19 protein-coding genes and 2 tRNA genes are annotated in these 26,677 nt (G+C 59.1%); 14 read left to right on the top strand and 7 right to left on the bottom strand.

Features of this window, described 5'->3' with window-relative positions:
• The first annotated feature begins 178 nt into the window (after positions 1-178).
• The 6 genes from CRP02_RS06970 to CRP02_RS06945 all read left to right on the top strand — a co-directional run bounded on the left by CRP02_RS06970 (position 179) and on the right by CRP02_RS06945 (position 7,639).
• Entirely contained in the window at positions 179-1,357 is a 1,179-nt protein-coding gene (locus CRP02_RS06970) for a phosphoserine transaminase (protein WP_097170649.1), read from the top strand.
• 84 nt (positions 1,358-1,441) lie between these two features.
• Positions 1,442-3,037 (top strand): phosphoglycerate dehydrogenase, encoded by a 1,596-nt coding sequence (gene serA, locus CRP02_RS06965; protein WP_097170648.1) that lies wholly within the window; start codon positions 1,442-1,444, stop codon positions 3,035-3,037.
• Between the two features lie 225 nt (positions 3,038-3,262).
• The gene (locus CRP02_RS06960) at positions 3,263-4,345 is read left to right on the top strand and encodes a Tim44 domain-containing protein (RefSeq protein ID WP_097170647.1); all 1,083 of its coding nucleotides are present in this window, start codon (positions 3,263-3,265) and stop codon (positions 4,343-4,345) included.
• Positions 4,346-4,834: 489 nt separating this feature from the next.
• Positions 4,835-6,025 (top strand): OpgC family protein, encoded by a 1,191-nt coding sequence (locus tag CRP02_RS06955; protein WP_097170646.1) that lies wholly within the window; start codon positions 4,835-4,837, stop codon positions 6,023-6,025.
• A 205-nt stretch (positions 6,026-6,230) separates the two neighbouring features.
• Positions 6,231-7,427: a tRNA 2-thiouridine(34) synthase MnmA gene (gene mnmA / locus CRP02_RS06950; RefSeq protein ID WP_097170645.1), complete on the top strand. Its 1,197-nt coding sequence runs from the start codon at positions 6,231-6,233 to the stop codon at positions 7,425-7,427.
• 135 nt (positions 7,428-7,562) lie between these two features.
• Positions 7,563-7,639: transfer RNA gene (locus CRP02_RS06945), tRNA-Met, on the top strand.
• Positions 7,640-7,845: 206 nt separating this feature from the next.
• On the opposite strand, the gene CRP02_RS27715 is transcribed toward CRP02_RS06945, so the two are convergent.
• Complete coding sequence (locus CRP02_RS27715) at positions 7,846-8,145, bottom strand: hypothetical protein (protein ID WP_143539310.1); 300 nt, start codon at positions 8,143-8,145, stop codon at positions 7,846-7,848.
• A gap of 287 nt (positions 8,146-8,432) precedes the next feature.
• Positions 8,433-8,507 (bottom strand) — tRNA-Gly (locus CRP02_RS06940).
• 256 nt (positions 8,508-8,763) lie between these two features.
• Between CRP02_RS06940 and CRP02_RS06935 the strand changes: the two genes are divergently transcribed.
• From CRP02_RS06935 to pbpC, 6 genes are all read left to right on the top strand, one after another.
• The gene (locus tag CRP02_RS06935; RefSeq protein WP_013761810.1) at positions 8,764-9,273 is read left to right on the top strand and encodes a prolyl-tRNA synthetase associated domain-containing protein; all 510 of its coding nucleotides are present in this window, start codon (positions 8,764-8,766) and stop codon (positions 9,271-9,273) included.
• Between the two features lie 54 nt (positions 9,274-9,327).
• Positions 9,328-10,296, top strand: coding sequence for a thioredoxin (gene trxA / locus CRP02_RS06930; protein WP_003511373.1), 969 nt, complete (start codon positions 9,328-9,330; stop codon positions 10,294-10,296).
• A gap of 68 nt (positions 10,297-10,364) precedes the next feature.
• A complete protein-coding gene (locus CRP02_RS06925; RefSeq protein ID WP_003511372.1) occupies positions 10,365-11,036 on the top strand; it encodes an LON peptidase substrate-binding domain-containing protein in 672 nt (223 codons plus the stop codon).
• A gap of 10 nt (positions 11,037-11,046) precedes the next feature.
• A complete protein-coding gene (locus CRP02_RS06920) occupies positions 11,047-11,235 on the top strand; it encodes a Trm112 family protein (RefSeq protein ID WP_003511371.1) in 189 nt (62 codons plus the stop codon).
• A 122-nt stretch (positions 11,236-11,357) separates the two neighbouring features.
• Positions 11,358-16,802, top strand: a complete 5,445-nt coding sequence (locus CRP02_RS06915) for an alpha-2-macroglobulin family protein (RefSeq protein ID WP_097170644.1) — start codon at positions 11,358-11,360, stop codon at positions 16,800-16,802.
• Positions 16,799-18,877, top strand: a complete 2,079-nt coding sequence (gene pbpC / locus CRP02_RS06910; protein WP_179783958.1) for a penicillin-binding protein 1C — start codon at positions 16,799-16,801, stop codon at positions 18,875-18,877. The genes CRP02_RS06915 and pbpC overlap by 4 nt, the downstream gene beginning before the upstream one ends.
• Before the next feature lie 115 nt (positions 18,878-18,992).
• Here the strand turns inward: pbpC and CRP02_RS06905 are convergent, their stop codons facing one another.
• Both CRP02_RS06905 and CRP02_RS06900 read right to left on the bottom strand, forming a co-directional pair.
• Entirely contained in the window at positions 18,993-19,289 is a 297-nt protein-coding gene (locus CRP02_RS06905; RefSeq protein ID WP_097170643.1) for a hypothetical protein, read from the bottom strand.
• 684 nt (positions 19,290-19,973) lie between these two features.
• A complete protein-coding gene (locus CRP02_RS06900; RefSeq protein ID WP_097170642.1) occupies positions 19,974-21,137 on the bottom strand; it encodes a M20 aminoacylase family protein in 1,164 nt (387 codons plus the stop codon).
• Positions 21,138-21,361: 224 nt separating this feature from the next.
• Between CRP02_RS06900 and CRP02_RS06895 the strand changes: the two genes are divergently transcribed.
• Together CRP02_RS06895 and CRP02_RS06890 are read left to right on the top strand one after the other, a co-directional pair.
• Positions 21,362-22,420, top strand: a complete 1,059-nt coding sequence (locus CRP02_RS06895) for a D-alanyl-D-alanine carboxypeptidase family protein (protein ID WP_097171280.1) — start codon at positions 21,362-21,364, stop codon at positions 22,418-22,420.
• Positions 22,421-22,628: 208 nt separating this feature from the next.
• Positions 22,629-23,759 carry a CobW family GTP-binding protein gene (locus CRP02_RS06890; protein ID WP_097170641.1) on the top strand — a complete coding sequence of 377 codons (1,131 nt, stop codon included), beginning with the start codon at positions 22,629-22,631 and terminating at the stop codon, positions 23,757-23,759.
• Positions 23,760-23,866: 107 nt separating this feature from the next.
• Here CRP02_RS06890 and CRP02_RS06885 read toward each other — a convergent pair whose 3' ends face one another.
• The 3 genes from CRP02_RS06885 to CRP02_RS06875 all read right to left on the bottom strand — a co-directional run bounded on the left by CRP02_RS06885 (position 23,867) and on the right by CRP02_RS06875 (position 26,645).
• Positions 23,867-24,103, bottom strand: coding sequence for a sulfurtransferase TusA family protein (locus tag CRP02_RS06885; RefSeq protein ID WP_097170640.1), 237 nt, complete (start codon positions 24,101-24,103; stop codon positions 23,867-23,869).
• Positions 24,100-25,398, bottom strand: a complete 1,299-nt coding sequence (locus CRP02_RS06880) for a L,D-transpeptidase family protein (protein ID WP_097170639.1) — start codon at positions 25,396-25,398, stop codon at positions 24,100-24,102. Before CRP02_RS06880 ends, CRP02_RS06885 begins: the two co-directional genes overlap by 4 nt.
• Positions 25,399-25,691: 293 nt before the next feature.
• On the bottom strand, positions 25,692-26,645 hold the full coding sequence (locus tag CRP02_RS06875) for an acetyl-CoA carboxylase carboxyltransferase subunit alpha (RefSeq protein WP_097099935.1): 954 nt from the start codon (positions 26,643-26,645) through the stop codon (positions 25,692-25,694).
• Between the last annotated feature and the right edge of the window lie 32 nt (positions 26,646-26,677).

Raw genomic sequence — 26,677 nt, 5'->3', positions numbered from 1 at the left:
CTCCTCGGGTGCGGGCGGTTTTTGTTTTCAGCGGTATCCAATTGGTCGCATGACGCATATGGACTAAAATTCTCATGCGTAGCGACATATTCCGCTTGACGGAGGCCGGTGAGAGGAATAGCAACGGCGTCAGGACACCTCTCCCTAACGAGAGGCGCCTATCTGAAAGGGTAGTCAAATGACAGATATAGTGAAGCCGGACCTCCGTCCGGGCAATGCGCATTTTTCTTCTGGTCCCTGCTCGAAGCGTCCCGGTTGGTCGCTAGATGCTCTCTCCGATGCACCGCTCGGTCGCTCGCATCGCGCCAAGGTTGGCAAAGCCAAGCTGAAGCAGGCCATCGATCTCACCCGTGAAATTCTCAATGTTCCCGCCGATTATCGCATCGGTATCGTTCCCGCGTCCGACACCGGTGCCGTTGAAATGGCCCTTTGGTCGCTGCTCGGTGAACGCGGCGTGGATATGCTTGCCTGGGAAAGCTTCGGTGCCGGCTGGGTTACCGATGTCGTCAAGCAGCTGAAGCTGAAGGACGTACGCAAGTTGGAGGCCGATTACGGCCTGCTGCCGAACCTGGCAGAAGTCGATTTCGACCGCGATGTGGTTTTCACCTGGAACGGCACCACCTCCGGTGTCCGCGTTCCCAATGCCGATTTCATTCCTGCTGACCGCAAGGGTCTGACGATCTGCGATGCCACCTCGGCGGCCTTCGCGCAGGATATGGACTTTGCAAAGCTCGACGTCGTAACCTTCTCCTGGCAGAAGGTTCTGGGCGGCGAGGGTGGCCACGGCGTCATCATCCTTTCGCCGCGCGCTGTCGAGCGTCTCCTGAGCTACGCGCCGGCTTGGCCGCTGCCGAAAATCTTCCGCATGGTCTCCGGCGGCAAGCTCATCGAAGGCATATTCACTGGCGAAACCATCAACACACCGTCCATGCTCTGCGTTGAGGATTATATCGACGCGCTGCTGTGGGCGAAGAACCTTGGTGGCCTGAAGGCGCTGATTGGCCGTGCCGATGCCAATGCCAAGGTCATCTACGACTTCATCGAGAAGAACGACTGGATCGCCAACCTGGCCGTCAAGCCGGAAACCCGCTCCAACACCTCCGTCTGCCTGAAGATAGTCGATCCCGACGTACAGGCGCTGGATGCTGCTGCGCAGGCGGATTTCGCCAAGGGCATCGTTGCCCTGCTCGAAAAGGAAAATGTCGCCCTCGATATCGGCGCTTATCGTGACGCACCGTCCGGTCTGCGCATCTGGGCCGGCGCAACCATCGAGACGGCCGATATGGAAGCCGTCATGCCCTGGCTCGCCTGGGCCTACCAGACGCAGAAGGCAACACTTTCCAAGGCTGCCGCCTGATTTTGATAACGGCCCTGCGTTGATGCAGGGCCGCCGATTTCCCCGCTTTTAAAACTGCACCGTTTTTCAAGGAGCCCCTGAACCATGGCACCTCGCGTACTCGTATCCGACGAACTGTCGGAAACCGCCGTCCAGATTTTCCGTGATCGTGGCGTCGAAGTCGATTTCCAGCCGAAACTCGGCAAGGACAAGGACAAGCTGGCTGAAATCATCGGCAATTACGATGGTCTTGCCATTCGTTCCGCCACAAAGGCGACCGAAAAGCTGATCGAAGCGGCGACCAATCTCAAGGTCATCGGCCGCGCCGGCATCGGCGTCGATAACGTCGATATCCCGGCCGCCTCGCGCCGCGGTATCATCGTCATGAACACGCCGTTCGGCAACTCTATCACCACTGCCGAACATGCGATTGCGCTGATGTTCGCCGTCGCGCGTCAGCTTCCGGCTGCCGATAGCTCCACGCAGGCGGGTAAGTGGGAAAAGTCGAAATTCATGGGTGTCGAAATCACCGGCAAGACGCTCGGCGTCATCGGTGCCGGCAACATCGGCTCCATCGTCTGCTCGCGCGCACTTGGCCTGAAAATGCACGTTCTGGCCTACGATCCCTTCCTGTCGCCGGAACGCGCGCAGGAAATGGGCGTAACGAAGGTTGAGCTGGACGAGCTGTTGGCGCAGGCCGATTTCATCACCCTGCATGTGCCGATGACCGACAAGACACGCGGCATCCTCAATGCCGAAAACCTTGCCAAGACCAAGAAGGGCGTACGCATCGTCAATTGCGCCCGTGGCGGTCTGGTGGATGAGGCGGCTCTTGCCGACGCCATCAAGTCCGGCCATGTTGCCGGTGCAGGCTTTGACGTTTTCGAAGTCGAGCCTGCCACCGAAAGCCCGCTTTTTGGTCTTCCCAATGTCGTCTGCACGCCGCATCTCGGCGCTTCGACCACGGAAGCACAGGAAAACGTTGCGCTTCAGGTTGCCGAGCAGATGTCGGATTATCTGGTCAAGGGTGCCGTCTCCAACGCCATCAACATGCCATCGATCACGGCGGAAGAAGCACCGCGCCTGAAGCCCTTCATCCGTCTGGCGGATGTTCTCGGCTCCTTCGTCGGTCAGGTGCAGGAAAGCGCCACCAAGGAAATCGAAATCCTTTATGATGGCGCAACCGCCAACATGAACACCAAGGCGCTGACCAGCGCGTTGCTGGCAGGCCTTATCCGCAGCCAGGTTGCGGATGTGAACATGGTTTCCGCGCCTGTTATGATCAAGGAAAAGGGAGTTATCCTGTCCGAGGTCAAGCGTGACAAGACCGGCGTTTACGACGGTTACATCAAGTTGACGGTCAAGACTGAAAACCAGGTTCGCTCGGTTGCTGGTACGGTGTTCTCGGATGGCAAGCCGCGCTTCATCCAGATCAAGAACATCAACATGGATGCGGATGTTGGATCGCACATGATCTACATCACCAACACCGACGTTCCCGGTATGATCGGCTTCATGGGCACCACGCTTGGTGAGGCCGGCGTCAACATTGCTAACTTCCAGCTCGGTCGTGAAAAGGAAGGCGGCGACGCCATCGCGCTTCTTTATGTCGATGGTCCGGTTTCCGAAGACGTGCTGGACAAGCTGCGCGCCAACCCGGCAATCCGCCAGGTCAGGCCGCTGACATTCAACATCGAATGATACCTATCGTTCCTCCCAAGGGGACAATAAGGGCCGGTGCAGGGGAAACCCTGTGCCGGTTTTTTTATTTCTGAACCGCCGGTTTCACCGAAATATGTGCGTGTTTCTCTCTTTGGTTGCATATCACGAAAAATTTAAGGTGAGCATACTAAAAATGATGATCATGAGTTGCTATATCGCGTGCTGATACGCCGCTCATGGGAGGGTGGCCAACAGGAGATAGTGATGTTTGCTGCCTTTCGGCGCTTCAAAGGTTTGTTCGCAGTCGCCGCGCTTGGTATCGCGGTATCTTTCGTAGCCGTCGATATGGCGGAAGCCCGCCGTGCGAGCGGCGGTTTCGGTAGCCGCGGCACAAGGACGTTTTCCGCGCCGCCGTCGACCAGCACCGCCCCCGGCCAGACCGCGCCGATCAACCGTAGCATGACGCCGAACACCCAGCAGAACCAGGCGGCGCCCGGTGCTGCACAGCCGGCGCGTCCCGGTGCGCAGGCACCGCAGCAGAGCCGTGGCCTGTTTGGCGGCATGATGGGTGGCTTGATGGGCGGACTGCTGATGGGTGGCCTGTTCGGCATGCTCATGGGCGGCGGTTTCGGCGGCATGGCCGGTTTCTTCGGTATGTTGCTGCAGGTGGCGCTGATTGGCCTTCTGGTCATGTTCGCCATGCGTTTCTTCGCGTCGCGCCGTCAGGGCCAGCCGGCTTTCGGTGGCGCAGGCGGATCGCAGCGCACGGATCATTCCGGCTCCTCCTTTAATGGCGGCCCGCAGGCAGGTCCTTCCGCATCCTCGTTCAAGATTCCGAAGATCGGCGCGCTTGCCGGTGCTGCGGGCGGCGCAGCTGCGGCTACTGCGGCAACCGCAAAGCCGGTGGCACATGCCAATGCAATGTCCGAAGGTGACGAAATTGGCATTACCCAGAGCGATCTCGAAGTCTTCCAGAAAATGCTGCAGGATGTTCAGGCTGCCTATGGGGCTGAAGATTACGGCACGTTGCGCAAGCTGACGACGCCGGAAGCCATGTCCTATCTTGCTGAGGAACTGAGCGACAACGCGACGAGCGGCGTGAAAAACGACGTGCGCGATGTAACGCTGCTGCAGGGCGATGTTGCCGAAGCCTGGCACGAAGAGGGCCAGGACTATGCGACGGTAGCCATGCGCTACTCCGCCATCGACATTATGCGCGACCGCACCTCCGGCAAGGTGATCGAAGGGGACGAGCAGCATCCGTCCGAAGCGGTGGAAATGTGGACCTTCGTGCGCCGTGGCGGTAACGACAACTGGCAGGTCGCCGCCATTCAGGCCGCTGCCTGAGACGACGCGTAGTCTTATCTGAATGAAAAAGCCCGGAGGTTTTACCAACCTCCGGGCTTTTGCGTGTCGCGATGCGTGATGCCGCGACATCGTCTTTCGTCGATACTTCAGTGATCGCGGTGGCAGATCGCAACTCTCCAAAAAAATGACTGATAAATCTAACGGGTGATATCTGTATCGCCCCGCGAGTGGCTGCCCGCGTTTTCCCTGCCATGCAGGTGTTTGCGCCCTCTTTGTCGAGGTGTGGCGCTGGCGCATAGCTTTTTTGCTCCACGGAATTGCCGTTTTTCATTCATCCGGTGTTCAGTCCGCGCATCCTAACCAGCATGCGTACACGTCAATGTTACTTTTCGCGCCGGTTCTAAACCGCTTTGGGAAGGGAACCACAGGCGCAAAACAGCGTTGACAATCCAATTCCCGGCCCGCCTCCCGCAAGCCGGGCTGGGTGGCCGGGCAATGCACGGCCCGCGAGAACGGAGAGCTATCGAGATGAAACGCTTTGACCTGATCGACGGGATGCGTGGTTACTTCCTCGTCTTCATGCTGATCAACCATCTGGTGTTTGCAGGCGGTTTCTGGCTGGTGGAAATCAATCACCGCCAGTTTGCCTTCGTGGAAGACGCGCAGGGCTTCGTCTTTCTGTCCGGTCTGCTGATCGGCATGGTCTATGCCCGCAAGATGATGAAGTATGGCTATGATGCCGGCAAACAGATGATCTGGAACCGGGCGATGGAGCTCTATCGCTATGCGATGGGTCTGGTCATCGCCGTGCTGTTCTTCCGCATGGTCATCCCGCATGCGCCCTATATCTGGTACAACTGGCTGGGCATGACATCGTTCGACGATCCGCTGCGTCTGGCGGCGATTGCGACATTCCTCTTCCAGCCGACATTCATGGATATTCTGCCGCAGTACATCGTTTACATGCTGTTCGCACCCATCCTCGTTAAACTCTGCCTCGACGGCAAATGGGCTTATGTCATGGCAGGCTCGCTGCTGGTCTGGATGGCCGGCCAGCTCGGTCTTCAGCAGATTGTGACGACGCCGCTCAATGAACTCGTCAAGGGTGCCGACGAGCAGGGTATCCGTGTCAGCTTCAACCTTCTCGGCTGGCAGCTTGTGTTCTACTCAGCGCTGGTGCTGGGCGCGATGACGGCGCAGAACCGCATTCCGTGGAAGGCGATCTTCTCACCGCAGCAAACATGGCTTCCGAAGGCGGCACTTCTCATCTGCCTGTTTTTCATGCCGCTTCGTATTGCAACCGCCTGGGGCCTGATGCCGGAATTCGTGATGGGCAAGTTCTCCACCATGGAAATCCGCGCCGATTTCGGTCCGGTCTACCTCATCAATTTCCTTGCTGTTGGTGTGGGTCTTACCTGGCTGGTGATTGCCGGTCCGAAGCATCACCGCCCGATCGTCCGCTCGATTGCGGAGGGCGTGATCTGGGTGCTCTCGCTGAAATTCCTGCAGCTGCTCGGCCGCCATTCGCTTCAGGTCTATGTCTGGCATGTGGCCATCGTCTATGGCGTCTATTATCTGGATGGCCGTACGGCCGAACTTTCGCAGGTCAGCAAGACGCTGATCGCCCTTACCGCAATAGGCTTGCTGGCTTTGCCGGCCCTGTGGAGGGAGCGCGACAAGTGGATTGGCAGCAGCGGCCAGAAGACGGCGGGCGCTTAGCAGCCGGTCACCACCTCACTCTGATGGCTTTACGGGGCGGTTTTCCGCCCCGTACTTGCGTGCGCGGCCATTCCTTTCTATATGCAGCCCTTAAATCCGTATGCTGGCGAGGCAGGACAGTCTTTTTTCGACTGAGGCTCCCGCAGCGGATGACCGACAGGCGGCGGGGCCTTTACCCCCGTTATGACTGACGATGGGAAAAAACGTGAATACGCTCGATTTTGACAAGAGGCCGGAAGACACCCGGATCGTTGTCGCCATGTCCGGTGGCGTCGATTCTTCGGTTGTGGCCGGTATCCTCAAGCGCGAGGGCTATGACGTCCTCGGCATAACTCTCCAGCTTTACGACCACGGTGCGGCTGTGCACCGCGCCGGCTCCTGCTGTGCGGGGCAGGATATTGACGATGCGCGCAGGGTCTGCGAAACGCTCGGCATTCCCCACTATGTGCTGGATTATGAAGCGCGGTTCCGCGAAACCGTCATCAATCCCTTTGCCGAAGCCTATGCGATGGGTGAAACGCCGATCCCCTGCGTTGCCTGCAACCAGACGGTAAAATTCGCCGATCTGCTCGCCACCGCTCAGGAACTCGGCGCAGATGCGCTGGCGACCGGCCACTACATCCGCTCGCGTCCCAATCCCCTGGCAAGCCAGCCGGGACGCCGCGCGCTCTATCGCCCGATCGATAGCGATCGTGACCAGAGCTGGTTCCTGTTTGCAACGACGCAGGAGCAGATCGACTATCTGCGGTTTCCGCTCGGCGGTCTCTCCAAGGCTGAAACACGCGCGCTGGCGGAAGATATGGGTCTCGTCGTGGCCAAGAAGGCCGACAGCCAGGACATCTGTTTCGTGCCGCAGGGCAAATATACCGATATCATCAACAAGCTGAAGCCGAATGCGGCGTTGGCGGGCGATATCGTCCATCTGGACGGGCGCGTACTCGGCCGCCATGACGGTATCGTGCATTATACCATCGGCCAGCGCCGGGGTATCGGTGTCGCGACTGGAGAGCCGCTGTACGTCGTGCATCTCGATGCGCGTGGCCGCAGGGTCATCGTCGGTCCGCGGGAGGCGCTGGAGACCCGCCGTGTCTATCTGCGCGACATGAACTGGCTTGGCGATGGCGCGCTTGCGGACGAGGCCGGGCAGGGCTTTGCCTGCTTCGCCAAGGTGCGCTCCACCCGCCCGCCAACCGAAGCGATGTTACATGCCGATGAAAACGGCATCTACGTGGATCTGATGACCGGCGAGGCGGGTGTTGCTCCCGGTCAGGCCTGCGTGCTCTATTCTGCACCGGGCGCTGATGCCCGCGTTTACGGTGGCGGTTTCATCGAACGTTCGGAACGCTCGGTGGACGCCGAGGCTTCGCTGAAGGCGCTTTTGGAAAAGCCGGTTGCTGCCTGAAACAATTCGGTTTTCACCGCCGTGTGGAAAGCGAATTTTTTGCGCGTCATGCGCTTGACACTTTGGGGAGCGGCACCTTATAAGCCGCTCATCCTGATGGAGCGGACGGTCACATGGCCGTCACGTTTTCCCTGTGGCGGGGTAGCTCAGGTGGTTAGAGCAGCGGAATCATAATCCGCGTGTCGGGGGTTCAAGTCCCTCTCCCGCTACCATTCATCTTCAATGAGAAAAGCAAAGTTCGCGTCTTCTTCTGGACGGACGTTGAGAATTTGCGGCATTCCTCGCACTGCCTGCGGCTGGCCGGACGCCAAAAAAAGGGAAACCCGCTTGCCGTATCGAAACAGCCAGCGGGTCTCAACCTTTACCCCCTCCCACAAGGGCGAGCGAACAAAAGCACATCAAATGAATTATGACAAGATCAAGGCGACCATATTGTTGCAGTAGAAGACTCTGTTTGCCAGTTTAGCGGCGGATGGCAGAGAGTAACCACTTCCGTATGCCGCTCGTAGGGGGAGCGGTAAGACACGATGTTCTCGTTGCAGCGTAAGGGCGCGCCAGCAGCATAGACATTTGCAACGGCACGCGGATGATGGTGTACTTTGTATTTCGGAGCCGGTTCCCTGCCATAAGTGATCATGTCGGCGGCGAAAGACGCGGCCGGAATGGACAGGACGGCAAATACCGCAATCACACAAGTTCGTCTGAGATCTAAGGACATGAGCTATCCCCTCGCGTTGAACAACGCAGGAAAACGCGATGCACCCGGAAGCTGTTCCCTAGGCGAAATGGTATTTTGACGGGGCGACAAAAAAATGCCCGCTCGCGGCGGGCAATTCAGAGGGGAACTGAGGTTAGGAGCCTCGGGTCCAAAACGGATATCCTCGCCATAAGTTCCGCCTGATTACACGTCGCCCGATAAAAATCATCCACGCCAAGCCGACAGAGCAGGAGCGGCGTCTTCATAAGCAATCGAAATAACGCAAATAACTGTGTCCTGGGAAATTTTGGAGCGGGCGAAGGGATTTGAACCCTCGACCCCAACCTTGGCAAGGTTGTGCTCTACCCCTGAGCTACACCCGCTCAAATCCATCGGTCCGGGGTAGTACGCTGAACCGTGGGCCACCGCAATGCGGCGACGGGCGCTATATCGCTCAATCGATTTTGGAATGCAACAGGGAAATGACAAAAACGCGAAAATTTCTTTGAGAAATGCGACAAGCGGCGGAAATGATTGGGAATTTTCGCGCCGTCGCTTTTTCACGCGTTGCCAAGCCGCGGTTGCCCCCTTAATCATGACGGAGAGGATATCGGAATCGGCAAAGGCAGGCGGCAGGATATGGCGGAAAATTCTCCGAAGACGGCAGCGGACTTGTTCGCGTTTCTGGACGGGCTCGGCATCGAGCATAAGACAAAACAGCATGAGCCTGTCTATACCGTTGCCGAATCCCAGTCGTTGCGTGATCTAATCCCGGGCGGCCACACGAAGAACCTTTTTGTGAAGGACAAGAAGGATCAATATTTCGTTCTGACCGTTGAGGAGAACGCGGTCGTCGATCTGAAAAGCGTTCACAAGACGATTGGCGCGGCAAGCCGCGTATCCTTCGGCAGGCCGGAAAAAATGCTTGAATATCTGGGTGTCGTGCCGGGATCTGTCACGGTTTTCGGCGCCATCAACGACACCGGTGGGCAGGTTACCTTCGTACTCGACAGCGATCTTCTGGAAAATGAGCTGATCAACGGTCACCCGCTTTCCAACGACCAGACGACGACGATAGGAAACAAGGACCTCATTCGCTTTCTGGAGGCGACCGGCCACACGCCGCTTGTCTTGAAAGTCAGCGAGTGAGATACGATCTTTGCTTCAACCAAGACAATACGACAGAGATTACGGGAGACCGGCATGAGCGGCACGAACAATCCTTACGGCAGTTCCTATGGCGGGCAGATGTCCGGCAACGCACAATATAGCGGGGAGCTGAACGGCGCGTCTTCCGGTCACATCAAGGACACCACAACGGCGGCCTTCTCCAAGGATGTTCTCGAGGAATCGCGCCACCAGCCGGTTCTGGTGGATTTCTGGGCACCGTGGTGCGGCCCGTGCAAGCAGCTGACGCCGGTTCTCGAAAAGGCAGTAAACGAGGCGAATGGCCGCGTGAAGCTTGTGAAACTGAATATCGACGATCACCCGTCTATTCCAGGCCAACTCGGCATCCAGTCCATTCCCGCCATCGTTGCTTTCCTGGATGGCAGGCCGGTGGACGGCTTCATGGGCGCGGTACCGGAAAGCCAGATCAAGCAGTTCATCGACAAGATCGCCGGACCTGATGCGGGTGATCCGAAGGCTGAGATCGAAGCGGTTCTGGCAGAGGCAAAGCAGCTTCTGGCGGATGGCGATCATAATGGCGCGGCACAATTGTTCGGCGCGGTTATGCAGGCCGATCCCGAAAACGCCGCCGCAATCGCTGGTATTGCCGAATGCATGATTGCCGTTGGACAATATGAACGGGCAAGCGAACTTCTCTCGTCCCTGCCGGCGGAAGTGGCCGCAGATGCAGGCATTCAGCTCGTCTCGAAAAAGATCGCGCAATATGAAGAAGCCCGCAAGATTGGCGACCCGGTGGCGCTGGAACGTGATCTCGCGCTCGATCCCGATAATTACGAGGCGCGTGTGAAGCTTGCCAAGGTCCTCAACGCCCAGGGGCGGCGGGATGAGGCAGCGGACCATCTGCTCTATGTCATGCGCAAGGACAGAACCTTCGATGATGACGGCGCACGCCGCCAGCTTCTGGAGTTTTTCGAGGCCTGGGGCTTCAAGGATCCGGCAAGTGTGGCCGGGCGCCGGAAGCTTTCGGCGATCTTGTTTTCGTAATGCGGGCATATCCCGGCCATGGCGGTTGATCCGCCGGCCGGGCAGCGGTGAACAGGGGGCTTGATCCCATGCATGTCGGAAATGCGAGATATGTGAAGAACAACGATTTGCCGGAAACTGTGCCGGTATTTCCATTGTCGGGCGCGCTGCTTTTGCCGGAAGGCCACCTGCCGCTCAATGTCTTCGAGCCTAGATACCTCGCCATGATCGATATGGCACTGGCCGGCCACCGGGTCATCGGCATGGTGCAGCCGGCCCTTCACGTGATTGAGGGGGGGCATGATGGTGGTCCTTTGAGTGCTGTCGGATGTCTTGGTCGCATCACTTCTTTTTCGGAAACCGGGGATGGGCGTTATGTCATTTCGCTCACCGGCATCTGCCGCTTCCGCCTGCTGGAAGAGGTGGATGTGGGCAAGCCCTATCGCAGTTTCCGGCACGCGCCCTTCATCGCCGATCTTTCCGGCGAGTATGATGAGGACGCTGTGGACCGCGAAAATCTGCTGCGGGTGTTCCGCGCGTTTCTGGATGCGAACCAGCTGGAAGCGGATTGGGAAAGCGTGGAGCGCGCAGGCAATCGTGTCCTCGTCAATTCGCTTTCCATGATGTCTCCCTTTGGTCCCGCCGAAAAGCAGGCGCTGCTGGAAGCGCCTGACCTGAGGACGCGGGCCGAAACATTGATCGCCATCACCGAGATCGTTCTTGCCCAGGGCTCGGGCGAGGCCGGTACTGTGCTGCAGTAGGATCGCCGCCATGGACGACAGGATGAGCAATGCCGATCCCAAGCTGCTTGAGCTGCTGGTCTGCCCCTTGACGAAGGGACGTCTTTCCTACGATCGCGCCCGCAACGAGCTGGTGTCCGAAAGCGCAGGGCTCGCCTACCCGATCCGCGACGGGGTGCCGATCATGCTGATTTCCGAAGCGCGCAAATTAGAAGACTAGCGTTAACCCTGCCTGCCGCTCTCTCCACAGTGTCGCGTCGCAAATTGACGATGATGCGTTGACAACCGTGCGTGGATTTGACCAGAGTCCCGCCCGACATGTCTGTTGCGGGGAGAAAACTGATGTCGTTGCGCGCGCTCGTCCGGATCTCGTTGATTGCGGTCTCAACCGCCATTACTTTTCTTCCAGCTGTGGCGGCGGAACCTTCCCGCAAGGTGGTCACCACCAAAAATGGCGATTATTTCGGGTTCGATCTCAGAACCGAGCAGAATGTCTCGCTTGAGCAGTGCGGCGAGATTTGCGTCGGCGATACCGCCTGCAAGGCCTTCACCTACAATCCCAAGGTGCAATGGTGTTTCCTTAAATCGGATTTCAATCAGCTCAATGCCTTCCCGGGTGCAGTTGCCGGCAAGATCGTGCAGGTTATCGCTGAAGCCGATATCGGTGCACCGCAGCGTCTTTCTTTCGTGGCTGATAGCCTGCAGCAGGAAGCGCGCCGGCTGAAATCGGGCCTTGCGGCAAGCGCGGAGCAGGAGAGCCAGGGACTGGAGAGCCTGCTGCAAACGGCAAGGCAGCAGGCGGCAGCGGACGCGATCGAAACCTACAAGGCGGCGCTTGCGATTTCGCCCGATGACGGTGCTCTCTGGGCCGAATTTTCGCAAAGGGCGGCGCAGGTTACCGACAATTACGCGATTGCGGGCCAGGCCGCTTCCGCTGCCATCAATGCCTATCAGTTGAGCCGCACGGTCAGTGCCCGCACCGAGGCGTTGAACCGGCTGGCCCAGGCTTTCGAAAAGACCCAGAATTATCGCGCGGCGCTTAATGCCTATAAGGAGAGCCTGACACTTTCCGATAATGCGCAGACGAAGGCGGCCTATGCCGATCTGCGCACGCGCCAGGGATTCCGTGTCATCAACAACACGATTGATACGGATAGTGTCAGCCCGCGCGCATGCGTGCAGTTTTCCGAACCGCTGGTGAAGAACGGTGTCGACTATTCCTCTTTCGTCACATTGGATGGTGCTGCACCTAAGGCGATCGAGGCGAAGGGCAGTGAGATTTGCGTCGAGGGGCTGACCCATGGTCAGCGTTACAAGATTGCGTTCCGCGCCGGCCTGCCGTCCTCCGTGGAAGAACCGCTGGAAAAGCAGGTCGACCTCGATATCTACGTGCGTGACCGTGCAGCGAGCGTCCGCTTCACCGGCGAGAACTTCGTGCTGCCGGGCACGGCGCGGCGCGGCATTCCCATCGTTTCGGTCAATGCCGAAAAGGCCGATCTGAAGCTTTACCGTATTGGCGACCGTAACATCACGTCGGTCTTGGCAAACTCGCAGTTTTTGACGCAGATGGACGGTTACAACGCCGACCGGATTGAAAACGAGCTCGGCGAGCTGGTCTGGCAGGGTTCGATAGACATTCAGCCGGACCTCAACAAGGATGTAGTGACGAGCTTTCCGGTGGACGAAGCCTTGCCGGAGCGGAAGCCCGGCATCTATGTGCTGACCGCCGTACCGCCCGGCACCGCACCGGAGACATGGGATTCGCGCGCCACGCAGTGGTTCCTCGTTTCCGATACGGGCATCACCACCTATGCCGGCACCGATGGCCTGAACGTATTCGTGCGCTCACTCGGCAGCGCCGCACCGCTTGGCGGGGTGGACTTGCAATTGCTCGCCAAGAACAACGAAGTGCTCGGCACGGCAAAGACGGATGCAGACGGCAGGGCAGTATTTTCGGCAGGCTTGATGCGTGGCACAGCGGCGCAGGCGCCCGCTATCCTCACGGCGCGCAATGGCGACAAGGACTACGTCTTTCTGGACATGACGCGCGCCGGTTTCGATCTTTCCGACCGTGGCGTGACTGGCCGCGCGGCACCCGGCGCCATCGACGTGTTCAGCTGGACAGAGCGCGGCATCTACCGCGCCGGCGAGACCGTGCACGCGGCAGCGCTGGCCCGTGATGTTGACGGCAAGGCGATCGAGGATCTGCCGCTGACCTTCATCTTCTCGCGCCCTGATGGCGTCGAGGACCGGCGTTTCGTGAGCGACGGCAAGGCGCTCGGTGGCCATGCGGTCCATCTGCCCTTGCAGGCGAATGCCATGCGCGGCACCTGGACGCTGCGCATTCATACCGATCCGAAAACGGCTGCGATCAGCGAAAAGAGCTTTCTGGTCGATGATTTCGTGCCTGATCGCACCGAATTTGATCTTTCCAGCAAGGTGAAACAGATCGAGCCGGGCGCGGAAACGGCAATCGACGTCGATGGCCGTTATCTCTACGGCGCGCCCGCAGCCGGCCTGACGCTGGAAGGTGAGGTCGCCGTCAAGCCGACCCGCACGAGTACCGACTTCGAGGGTTATTTCTTCGGTCTGGCCGATGAGGAAAGCGAAGAGGAAAATCGCACCGCGCTTGCCGATCTGCCGGCGCTGGACGAAGAAGGCAAGGCAAGCTTCAACGTCGATCTGACGGATTTGCCATCCACCACGCAGCTGCTTTCCGCCAACATCACCGTTCGGATGCGCGAGGCCGGTGGCCGCGCCGTCGAACGATCTCTGACGCTGCCGGTGAAGGCGCAAGCACCAGTCATCGGCATCAAACCGCAGTTTTCGGGTGATCTCGCCCAGAATTCCGTTGGCCGTTTCCACATTATCGGCGTGACAGCCGATGGCGCAAAACAGGCGATGAGTGGCCTTAACTGGAAGCTCATCAAGGTAGAGCGAAACTATCAATGGTATCGTCAGGGTAACTCCTGGCGGTACGAACCGGTGGAATATACCAAACAGACCGAAACCGGCACGGTTTCCGTCGATGCTAATGGCGGTGAGATTTCCGTGCCTGTCACCTGGGGCCGCTACAGGCTGGAAGTGGAAGGTGCCGGCAATGGCGCAGCGGTTTCGAGCGTCGAATTCGATGCTGGTTTCTACGTCGAAGCAAGCTCGACAGAGACGCCGGATGCGCTGGAAATCGCGCTGGACAAACAAAACTACAAGATCGGTGATACCGCAAAACTCAAGGTATCGTCGCGTTTTGCCGGTCAGCTGATGGTCACGTCAGGTTCGGAAAAGCTGATTTCCGTGCAGAATGCTGAGATCGGTGAGGATGGCGGCGAGATCGACATTCCCGTTACCGAGGAATGGGGCGCGGGGGCGTATGTGACGGCCACGCTGTTCCGTCCGGGCGATGCGCAGGAAAGCCGCATGCCGATGCGCGCCATAGGCATCAAGTGGCTTGCCGTCGATCCCGCCGAGCGCAAGCTTGCTGTAACGCTAGGCGCGCCGCAGAAGACGCTGCCGCGTCAGCCGCTTGAAATTCCGATCAGCGTCGCCGGCGCGGGCGTGGGCGAAAAGGCCTATGTCATCGTCGCGGCTGTGGATGTCGGCATATTGAACCTCACCCGCTATGAACCGCCGAAGCCGGATGAATGGTATTTCGGCCAGCGACGGCTGGGGCTGGAAATCCGCGACCTCTATGGCCGCCTGATCGACGGTTCGCTTGGCGCCACAGGTCGCCTGAGAACGGGCGGTGATGGCGGGGGCGCAGCACTGCAGGGCAGCCCGCCCACCGAAAAGCTCGTGGCCTTCTTCTCGGGACCTGTCGAACTTGACGCTGACGGCAAGGCGACGGTGAGCTTCGATATTCCTCAGTTCAACGGCACGGCCCGCATCATGGCCGTCGCCTGGACGAAGACGGGCGTGGGACATGCGGTCTCCGATGCCGTCATTCGAGATCCCGTGGTGGTGACGGCCAGTGCACCGAAGTTCCTCGCGCCCGGCGATGTCTCGCAATTGCGGCTCGATATCGCCAATACCGATGGCGAGGCCGGCGACTACCGGCTGGATGTGACCAGCAACACGGCACTTACGGTCGATCAGGGTGAGATGTCGCAGACCCTGGCACTGCAAAAGGGCGGCAAGTCGTCGCTGACCGTGCCGTTGACAGGCGAACAGCCGGGCAATGGCGCAATCACCATCAAGGTCTCCAATGCCGCCGGCCTTTCGCTGGAGCAGGTATTGAACGTTCCCGTGCGTCCAGCCGTTCTGCCGGTCACGACGCGGCGTGAAATCAAGATCGCGCCGAATAGCAGCCTGACGATCAATGGCGACCTTCTGGCCGATAGCATGCTTCTCGGTTCGTCCGTCGCCGTCAACGTCACACGCTCGCCAGCCTTCGATATTCCGGCGCTGGTGATGATGCTCGACAAATATCCTTACGGCTGCGCCGAGCAGACGACGAGCCGCGCTTTGCCGCTGCTTTATCTCTCGGAAATGACCAAGGATAGCGGCATCGCCGAGGACCCGGATACCCGCCGCCGCGTGCAGGAGGCGATCTACCGGGTGCTGTCCTTCCAGTCGAGTTCCGGCAGTTTCGGCCTCTGGTCTCCCGGTTACGGAGATCTGTGGCTGGATGCCTATATCAGCGACTTCCTGACCCGTGCGCGCGAGCAGGGCTACGATGTTCCCGAACAGGCCATGGTGCAGGCTTTGAGCAACCTGCAAAACGGTCTTTCCTACGATAGCAACGTCAAGGATCGCGGCAACGAGATCGCCTATTCGCTTTACGTTCTGGCGCGCAACCGCAAGGCGGCGATCAACGATCTCAGATATTATGCGGATACGGCGCTTGCCGATTTCCCCACACCGCTTGCCAAGGCGCAGGTTGCCGCAGCCCTTTCGCTTTATGGCGATCAGGCGCGCGCGAAGACTGTGTTCGGTGCCTCACTCGATATGGCGAGCCGTGCCACCAAGGTTAGCTTCGCAAGGGCGGATTACGGTTCCGCCCTGCGTGATGGCGCAGCGACGCTGGCGCTTGCGGCGGAAAGCCGCCCTGTTCCTGCCGTCGTGCCGCAACTTGCCGGTGCCGTGGCGAAGGAATGGGAAAAGAAACCCTATACCAGCACCCAGGAACAGGCATGGATGCTGCTTGCCGCCCGCGCCGTCAAAGGTGAGGACAAGGATATCCGTCTTGATGTGAACGGCGATCTGCAGACCGGCGGTTTCGGCAAGCGGATGAGCGGCGACGAATTGCTGGCGGCACCCTTGAAGATCGCCAATGCGTCGGCTGATCCGGTCACGGCGGTGGTCACCACGGTCGCGCCCCCGGCACAACCGCTTGCCGCCGGTGGTGAGGGCTTCACCATCACCCGTACCTATTATTCCATGGATGGCGAGGAGGTGAACCCGAGCGAGGTGGTGCAGAACGAGCGTTATGTGGCGGTGCTGAATGTCACGCCTAAAAATGACTGGCAGGCACGCATTCTCGTGACTGACCTTCTGCCTTCCGGTTTCGAGATCGACAATCCGAGCCTCGTCAATTCTGCCGCCCTTTCGAATTTCGACTGGTTGCCGGAAACCGAAGCTGCGCATACCGAATTCCGCTACGACCGGTTCGTTGCGGCCTTCGACCGCACGGCTGGCGACAGTTCGGAAATCACGCTGGCCTATGTGGTCCGGGCCGTCACCCCAGGCACTTATGATCATCCGGCGGCCTCGGTCGAGGATATGTACCGGCCGCAATTTTCCGCCCGCACGGCAACGGGCCGCATGGAGGTGCGTTCGGCAACCCCATGAGGCGAAAAAAGGCGATCATCGTCGGCATCGTGTCGGCCGCTCTGCTTGTCGGCGGTGCGGCCTTCGGTCTCGATGCGCTGGACAAGGCCTATCCACCACCGCTGGAGGCTGCGCAGCAGCGGTCCTTCGAGGTGCTGGATAGAGACGGGCGGTTGCTGCGCGCATTTGCGACACCTGATGGCCGCTGGCGGCTGAAAACCAGCGCTGCAGAAGTCGATCCGCAGTTCCTGCGCATGCTGATCGCTTATGAGGACCAGCGTTTTTACGACCATCACGGCATTGACCCGTGGGCGCTGCTGCGCTCCGCCTGGCAATTAGCAAGCAACGGCCGGATCGTATCCGGCGCCTCGACGCTTTCCATGCAGGTGGCGCGGCTGATCGAACCGCGCACCGACCGGTCGTTTTCGGCGAAGTTTCTGCAGGGATTGCGCGCGCTCCAGATCGAAAGACGGCTCGACAAGGCGGAAATCCTCGATCTTTATCTGAATATCGCGCCTTATGGCGGCAATCTTGAGGGTGTTCGTGCCGCAAGCCTCGCCTGGTTTGGCAAGGAGCCCGCCCGGCTGGACACGGCGGAGGCGGCTCTTCTGGTTGCGCTGCCGCAATTGCCGGAGAAACGCCGACCGGACCGCTTTCCGGATGCGGCAAGGCAGGCGCGGGAGAGGGTTTTGCAGCGCCTTGCCGTAGAACGCGTGGTGGGTGAAGGGGAAGCAGAGCGGGCGACCCTTGCAGCCGTTCCCGCCAACCGGCGTGATCTGCCGGCCTATGCACCGCATATGGCGGCTGCCGCACGCGTGAAGTTTCCCAATGCCACCGAGGCGCACTCGACGCTCAGATTGCCGATCCAGCGGGAACTGGAAGCCGTTGCCCGCCATGCAGCGGAAAAGCTGACAGAAAAGGTCTCCGTCGCCATCGTCATGGCCGACGCCCAGACCGGTGATATTGTGGCTGAAGTTGGTTCCGCTGATTATCTCGATACTGCAAGGCGCGGTTTCGTGGAGATGAGCCGCGCCGTGCGCTCGCCGGGCTCCACCCTCAAGCCGTTCATCTATGGCCTTGCCTTTGAAAATGGTCTCATCGGGCAGGAAACTATCATCGAGGATCGCCCGGCGGATTTTTCCGGTTACCGCCCGCGTAATTTCGATATGCATTATCAGGGTGATGTCAGCATCAGGCAGGCACTGCAACTGTCGCTCAATGTGCCCGCCGTAAAGCTTCTGGATGCTGTCAGCCCGTCTGCGCTGATGGTGCGTTTTCGCCGCGCGGGCGTGAAGCTCGTGCTTCCCACCACCGAGGCGCCGGGGCTTGCCATTGCGCTGGGAGGTGCTGGTATTTCGCTGGTTGATCTGGTGCAGCTTTATGCGGGCCTTGCCGGCGGCGGCGACCCTGTGCGGCTGGGGGACGGTGTGCGCTCCGCGCCGCAACGGCTTGCCGGAGATCGGCTGTTTGCCGACGCTGCGATCTGGAACGTCTCCGACATCCTGTCCGGTGTGCTGCCGCCACTCGGCATGAAGCAGCGCGGCATCGCCTACAAGACCGGCACTAGCTACGGTTACCGTGATGCCTGGTCGGTAGGTTATGACGGGCGGCATGTCATCGGCGTGTGGGTCGGTCGTGCCGATAACGGCGCCGTCCCGGGCATTGCCGGTTATGCGACGGCAGCCCCGATCCTCTTCGAGGCTTTCGAGAAATCCGGCGTGGCGATCACGCCAATGCCTGCTGCACCCTCTGGCGTCGCGCGGGTGGCCGTGAGCGACCTTCCCGCCAACCAGCGGCGTTTCACATTGACCGCAAGCGGCCTGCTTTCGGCCTCAAGGCGCGAAAGCGCGCCGCGCATCGTCTATCCACCGGAAGGGGCTAGGGTGGAGCTCTCCAGCCAGTCAGGCATTTCGCCGCTAGTGCTGAAGCTGCAAGGCGGCCGCGCGCCCTTCCGCTGGCTCGCCAACGGCAGGCCTCTCCCGGATGCTTCGCTCCGCCGCAACAGCGAATGGCGACCGGAAGGGCAGGGGTTTTCAACGCTGACCGTGATAGACGCGGATGGCCGCGCTTCGAGCGTGCGCGTTTTCATCGAGTGAATTTTTGACGGCTTGCGCACCACGCGGCTGAACGCCGCGTCGCAGGCAGCTTCTTGCCCGCGTCATAGAAGTTCATTTGCAGAGACCTGATGCAACGTGGAAGGAGGAACGGCGATCACGCAACGTCGAGTGAATGACGATCGATACGCTCCTGAAGTGCGACCACAACCGCATGCAGGAATTCTCGGCATCGAGGGTCGACGGTCTTCGCCAGTGTCATTTCCAGCCGGCTGCGGATCTTGTCCATGAACCCAACATGATCGAAGCTGTCGGCGGCGATATTTACCTCGACCTCTTCCATATAGTGCAACAGGTGCGGTCCCAGTGCGAGATTTGGGTCCATCCGGTATCGGGTGGCCATCTGCTCTGCAAGCGTTCCCATCTGTACGTATGGGCCATATTCGTTGATCATTCTGTCTCCTTCATCGGGTGTGAGCATCTTAGATAGGTGCTGTTTGTGGATGCACGAGATGTGTTTGCGATGAAACGCGCAAAAGACCGGAGCTAATTGGTAAAACGAACGTGACCAATCGATGCTTCGCCGTTCGAACATGCCGGTGTGCACGCTGAGCGAAACGGGACAGCTATTATGTTTGTCTAGGACTAGAGCCGCATGGCGAGCAGTGAAGCGGGTCACGACATTCCGCTCTTTTTTATATTATTGTTTTAAACTGAATTTACAGGAAAATGGTGTCCACGAGAGGATTCGAACCTCCGACCCCAGGATTCATACCACTTCGGCTTTAGCCGCCGCCCATCTCCATTGGATAGGACGTTCGTGGTCTGGACTGTCCCTTCACCGTGAGCCTTTCGGCTTTTAGGTGCTGCCCATCCAGTCTCTACACCTTCACCGGATTTCTCCGGAGCTTGGCTCGGGATTGGCATGCTGGAAGACCAGCGAAGCTTTCCCCGACTTTGAGCAGATCGATTGCGTCGTTTCCGGGCGCAACCCCCAATTTGTCTTAGGAATCCTGTGCTCTATCCTGCTGAGCTACGTGGACACTGAATTGCTCTTTAACCTGCCGTCGCCGGCGGATCAACCGCGTTCTTTATCGCGGTCGATCTGTTCCTCTGCTTTCTTTGCCTTACCCGGCAATCAGTTCGTCAGGCGTTGCTCTGCAAGTTTCACCCAATAGGAAATGCCGTAGGCGATGGCGTCGTCGTTGAAATCGTATCCAGGGTTGTGAAGGCCGGCCGAATCGCCGTTGCCGATGAAGATGAAGGCACCCGGCCTTTCCTTCAGCATGAAGGAAAAATCCTCGCCCGCCATGGAAGGGTCGACATCGGGGTCGACGTTTTTTTCGCCAGCTACATCGCGGGCGACGTGGATGGCGTGGTCGGTCTCGTCCGCATGGTTGAAGGTCACCGGGCAATAACGCTCATAGACGACCTCGGCTTCCGCTCCATTTGCAAGCGCTATGCCTTCCGCCATCTGCTTGATGCGATCCTGCGCGAGATCACGCACCGTCTCGTCCAGACTACGCACCGTGCCGGCAATCAACGCGTCGTTGGGAATGATGTTGTGGCTGGAGCCGGCGTGAAAGCGGGTGACGGACACGACCACGGATCGGATCGGATCGGCATTGCGCGAGGCGATCATCTGCAGATTGCCGACGATCTGTGCACCGATGGTGATCGGGTCGATCGTGCGGTGCGGCTGGGCCGCATGGCCGCCACGACCTTTGACAGTGATCGAGAACTTGTCCGGTGCCGCCATGATACCGCCCTTGCGGATGGCGAACGAGCCGAGCGGAATACCCGGCATATTGTGCATGCCGTAGACCTCATCGATGCCGAACCGCTCCATCAGGCCGTCCTCGACCATGGCGAGCGCACCGGCGCCGCCTTCTTCGGCGGGCTGGAAGATGACCGCGATGGACCCGGTGAAATTGCGGGTTTCCGCGAGATATTTGGCGGCGCCAAGCAGCATGGCGGTGTGGCCGTCGTGGCCGCAGGCATGCATGGCGCCTGCGGTTTTGGAAGCCCAGGGTTTGGCGGTTTCCTCAAGAATGGGAAGAGCATCCATATCCGCCCGAAAGCCGATGGTGCGATTGCCCGGAATATTGCCTCTGATGATGCCGACCACGCCCGTGCGGCCAAGACCGGTCACGATTTCGTCAACGCCGAAAGATTTCAGCTTGTCCGCAACGAAAGCTGCGGTGTTGTCGACATCATACAAAATCTCGGGATTTTCATGCAGGTGACGCCGCCATTCGCTGACTTCCTGCTGAAGTTCGGCGGCTCTGTTCAAAATCGGCATTCGTTCATTCCTGGGTTCATCGGTGCGGCATGGCGTAAAAGCCTATCCTCCGCGGTGGATAGTGCGCCGCATAATTGACGTAATCAATGTACTTTGCCATTGCTAGGACATATATGGTGAATATTGCCATTCCCTGACTGAAGACGGGAATTCGAGGATAAGCCTTGCCACAGAATCTTAAATCGCCAAACGCCGCCCGGCGGCTCTCCGCAGCCATTGCCATCATGACCGCCGGCCTTGTTGCCGCTGCACCTGTGGCGAATGCCAATCCGAAAATGGTGGTCGATGTCAAAACCGGCAAGGTGATTTCCCACCAGGAAGCGTTCCGCAAGTGGTATCCGGCCTCGCTGACCAAGCTGATGACCGCCTATATCGCCTTTTCGCAGATGAAGGCCGGCAAGCTCAGCCCGCAGACGGAAGTGGTGATGAGCAAGAAGGCCGCGGACCAGCCGGCCTCGAAAATGTATTTCAAGCCCGGTCAGAAGCTGACGATGGACAGCGCACTGAAGCTGCTGCTCATCAAATCCGCCAATGATATCGCCGTGGCGATTGCCGAAACCATAGGCGGCACCAGCGATAATTTCGTGGCGCAGATGAATGCGCAGGCGCAGCGGCTGGGCATGAGCTCCACCCGTTACATCAACGCCAACGGCCTGCCCGGCAAGGGCCAATATACGACGGCGCGTGACCTTGCGCTTCTGGCGCTGATCATCAAGCGGGAATTCCCGGAATATGCCCATTATTTCTCGCTGGAAGGTGTCACCACCGGCAAGAAGGACTACGCCAACTTCAATATGCTTGTTGGCCGCTTTGATGGCGCAGATGGCATGAAGACCGGCTTTATCTGCGCATCCGGTTTCAACCAGGTGTCCTCCGCCGTGCGCAACGGCCGTTCGGTCATAACTGTGGTGCTGGGGGCAGATAGCCTTGCCGGGCGAACCGACCAGTCCGCTGATCTGCTGCAGATGGGACTGACGGCGCCCTCGGGCCAAGGCGTTTCACTCGCCTCGCTGGCACCCTATGGCGATACCGCCGAGGTAAACGACGTCAGTGCCGAAATCTGCAATCCGAAGGCAGCCAAGGTGCGCAGCGAAAGCCGCGACGAGACCGGCCGCATGGTCATCCATTCGCCCTACGTTACGGAAATGACCCGTCCGCCGGAATATTCTTTCGCGGGTCTCGTTCCCGGCAGTGAGACGGTGGCGGTCAACACCGCCAAGGGTGCGAGCACCAAAGGACAAGTGGCCAACGTGCCGATTCCGATCCCGCGTCCGACATTCTGATTTCGCCTAACCGCACTCTTTATGGATGAGGGTGCGCGCGAAGCCTGAACGCTGCGCGGAATGTGTATTCGCAGCTTCGGTTTGTTATGATATTACAGTGTCGCTCGTGGCCTTCAGGCCCCGGGCGATTTTTTGTGATTATTGCGCGGTTCCGGATCTAATATCGTCCAACGATCTGCCGGAGCGGCCATCAACATACAGGCAAGACATGTCTCGCGATCGCATACCGGTTTCCATCATCACCGGATTTCTCGGCGCCGGAAAATCGACGCTGCTCAACCGGCTTCTCAAAGACCCCGATATGAGCGACGCCGCGATCATCATCAATGAATTCGGCGATGTCAGCATCGACCATATGCTGGTTGAAAGTGCAGGCGAGGGCATCATCGAACTGGCGGAAGGCTGCCTTTGCTGCACCGTTCGCGGCGAACTGGTGGATACGCTGGCGGAACTGATGGACGGCATACAGACCGGCAAGCTGAAGCCGGTGAAGCGGGTCGTGATCGAAACCACCGGTCTTGCTGATCCCGCTCCCGTCATGCAATCTGTCATGGGCAACCCGGTGATTGCGCAGAATTTCGTTCTGAACGGCATCATTACGGTTGTGGATGCCGTGAACGGCCTGTCCACGCTCGATAATCACGAGGAAGCCGTGAAGCAGGCGGCGGTGGCCGACCGGCTGGTGATGACGAAGCGCACGCTTGCCGATGCTTCCACAATTTCCACGCTGACGGCTCGCCTACAGGCGCTCAACCCGCGCGCGACGATCGATGATGGTGACCGGCCCGACTGGAGTGCTGCCGCACTGCTGGATAACGGTCTTTACGATCCCGGCAGCAAAAATGCCGATGTCGGTCGTTGGCTGGGGGAAGAGGCGCAACACGATCACCACGACCACGACCATGACCACCACCATCATGGCGACCACGATGGCCACCACCACCACGATGTGAACCGGCACGATGCGTCGATCCGTTCCTTCTCGATCATTCACGATCAGCCGATAGCCCCGATGGCGATCGACATGTTCGTGGACTTGCTGCGTTCGGCGCATGGGGAAAAGCTGTTGCGGATGAAGGCCGTCGTCAAACTGTCAGACAATCCGGACCGGCCCCTTGTGCTGCACGGGGTACAGAACATTTTCCACACACCCGAGCGCCTCGCGGCATGGCCGGACCCGTCTGACCAGCGCACGCGCATGGTGCTGATTACCAAGGATTTGCCGGAGGCGTTCGTGCAGGACCTGTTTGCTGCTTTCACCGGCACGCCGGGCATCGACCGTCCTGACAGGCAGGCGATGACGGACAATCCGCTGGCGGTTTCGGGGTTGAGGTTTTAGGTAGCAAAACGGCGGTTGAAACCCGCGGGCAGGGCACCCCTTTACCTTGTCGGGTATCTCACCCTCAAGGGGGAGATCGAGTGGAGTATTCTCGGCAGCGAGGGTAATTACGCTCCCTTCACGATCCTGAATCGGTGTCCTTTGGTCAACGTCGTAGTTTCAACCAGGCTATGCCCATCCTGATTGCACATATGGGCAATATCGATAACCGCCAGCGGGTCGGTCGTCTCTACAACAAGAACATCGCCCGCCTGCAGGCCAGAGAGTTTCTTACGGCTTCTTAAAACCGGAAGGGGGCATTTAAGCCCCCTCAAGTCGAAAATTATGTCAGCCGTGTCGGTCATTCCTTGGCCCAGAACTTCCAGAACGGCTTCTTTTCCGGCGCTTCCGCTGGCGGTGCTGCGGAAAAAGCGAGCGGGTTCATGGCCGGCACAGGGACCTGGGCGGCAGTTCCGTTCTGACCAGGCCCCGAAGCCGCAGGCGTAACAGCGGCAACCATTGTCGGGGCCGCCGGGGCAGGGTTCGATTGCGGAGCTGCGGGCTGGGTCGCCGAAGGATGCGGAGTCCGCAGAGAAGACGCGGTTGCGGTGGTCGCCGGCGAAGACGAGGTCACCTGCTGCGCCTTCTTCTCCATCAGCGCGGCATATTCCGTTTCCTTCATCAGCTTGCCGGCCTTCAGCGCCGAGCCGGTCGGAGCATAAGCGGGTTCGCGGCCCTTGCGCTTTTCGGCAACCAGCGCCTTGCGCTCCGCCTCGCTCGGGTCGTACCAGGCCATGCCGTCATATTTCTTCATCGCCTTTTCATAGGCGAGATCATAGGTCTTTTCGTAGCTCGAAAGTGCGCTCACCAGTGCCGGCGGCGTGCTCATGGCCGGGCATTGCGCAGATGCGTTGAACGCGCCGCCTTCGGTCTGCTGGTTGAAGACATATTTCTTCTCGCAGACATTCACTTCCGGCGGGCGTTTTGTGACTTCGAAATTGTCGTAACCGACCTTCAGCATCTTCCAGAAATCGAGATGTTCGCTCTGGCGGTGGCGGGCCATGTTTTCCGCGGTCATGCGGAAGGGAAAGGCCTGCAGCTGAACGGTCTTCTGGCCACCCTTGAAGGCGTCGCGGGCGAAACCGTAGATTTCAAGGATCTGCGCGTCCGTCATCGAATAGCAGCCGGAGGACGAACAGGCGCCATGGATCATCAGGTTGGTGCCGTTGCGGCCGTTGGCGGCATCGTAGCGGTTCGGAAAGCCGGTGTTGATGGCGAGGTAATATTTAGAGTTGGGATTGAGGTGCGCGGGCGTCAGGTTGTAGAAACCTTCCGGCGCCTGCCGGTCGCCCTCCTTCACCTTGGGGCCGAGTTTGCCGGACCAGGCGCAAATCTGGTATTCGGCAATCTTGTCGAAGCGGTTGTCGCGCTTGGCCTTCCAGATTTCCAACGCGCCTTCTTCCTTGAAGATGCGGATCATGATCGGCGAGGTGCGATCCATGTTCTTCTTGTCGATCTCGGCAAGAATGGACGGAGAAAGCGGGTAATCAACCTTGTTTTTAACGTGGGAGACGTCGCGTTCGACGGTTTCGAGCGTATCGTTGCAGCCGCTGAGAATGAGCGCGGTGCAGGCGAAAAGTGCAAAATGTGTCAAACGCATGATCTGATCCGAAAGACGATGGCACGGGCGACGGAGTTCTACACCGTCCCGCGTGTATTTTAAATACGGTATTAACCGTTTACATCTTCTTAACTCAAATCGGACCCGCCCCTGCGGTCGCCGATACATCTGTTGATGTGACCGGACTATGGCCGAGTTGGGGCGAGATTCAAGGAAAATAAGGCTGGAGCTAGATTGTTTTGGCTTTTGTTCGATCCGCCAAAAAAATCTAACTCCCTCTTTTTGCGCATTTTCCGCACGTAAAACCGCTGTGCACTTTTACTGGAAACGCTCTAAAGGTTTCTGCCGATATCCAGGAATTTCTGGCGGCGTTCGGCGCGCAGCTGCGTGCCCGAGCGTTGCGAAAGATCGGCGAGCGCCTTGGCGATAACGTCGCCCGTGGCACCAATCACGGCCGCCGGATCACGATGCGCGCCGCCCATCGGCTCGGGAATGATGCCGTCGATGACGCCAAGCGACTTCAGATCTTCCGAGGTGATTTTCATGTTGGTCGCGGCTTCCTTGGCACGGGTTGAATCGCGCCAGAGAATGGAAGCGGCACCTTCAGGTGAAATCACTGAATAGATCGCATGTTCGAGCATGTAGACGCGGTTGCCCGTGGCGATCGCGATTGCGCCGCCCGAGCCGCCTTCGCCGATGACGACGGAGACGATCGGCACCTTGACGTTGAGGCACATTTCCGTCGAGCGGGCGATGGCTTCTGCCTGGCCGCGCTCTTCTGCGCCGACACCGGGATAGGCACCAGCGGTATCGATGAGGGTCACGACCGGCAGCGAGAAGCGGTCAGCCAGTTCCAGCACGCGGATCGCCTTGCGGTAACCTTCCGGGCGCGGGCTGCCGAAATTGTGCTTCAGGCGGCTTTTGGTGTCATTGCCCTTTTCCTGGCCGATAATGGCGACGGGCTGGCCATTAAAGCGGGCAAGGCCTGCCTGAATGGCAGCGTCTTCGGAAAATTTGCGGTCGCCTGCAAGTGGCGTGAATTCCGTGAAGAGCGCCTTGGCGTAATCGACGAAATGCGGGCGCTGCGGATGGCGCGCGACCTGCGTTTTCTGCCAGGCGTTCAGCTTGGAATAGATGTCCTGCATCGCGTCATTGACGCGCGATTCTAGGCGATTGATCTCCTCCGAGGTGTCTATGCTCTCGTCTTCATCGGCAAGCTTCTTCAGCTCGATGATCTTGCCTTCAAGGTCCGAGATAGGTTTTTCGAAGTCGAGATAATTGTGCATGAGATCCGTTTCCGATCGTTTTGCGCAAGGTT

It is taken from the genome of Rhizobium sp. AN5, from assembly GCF_900215255.1.
In the GTDB taxonomy this organism is placed as follows: Bacteria; Pseudomonadota; Alphaproteobacteria; order Rhizobiales; family Rhizobiaceae; genus Agrobacterium; species Agrobacterium tumefaciens.
The sequence above is the reverse complement of the archived record's forward strand: the minus strand, read 5'-3'. Positions and strand labels throughout refer to the sequence as shown.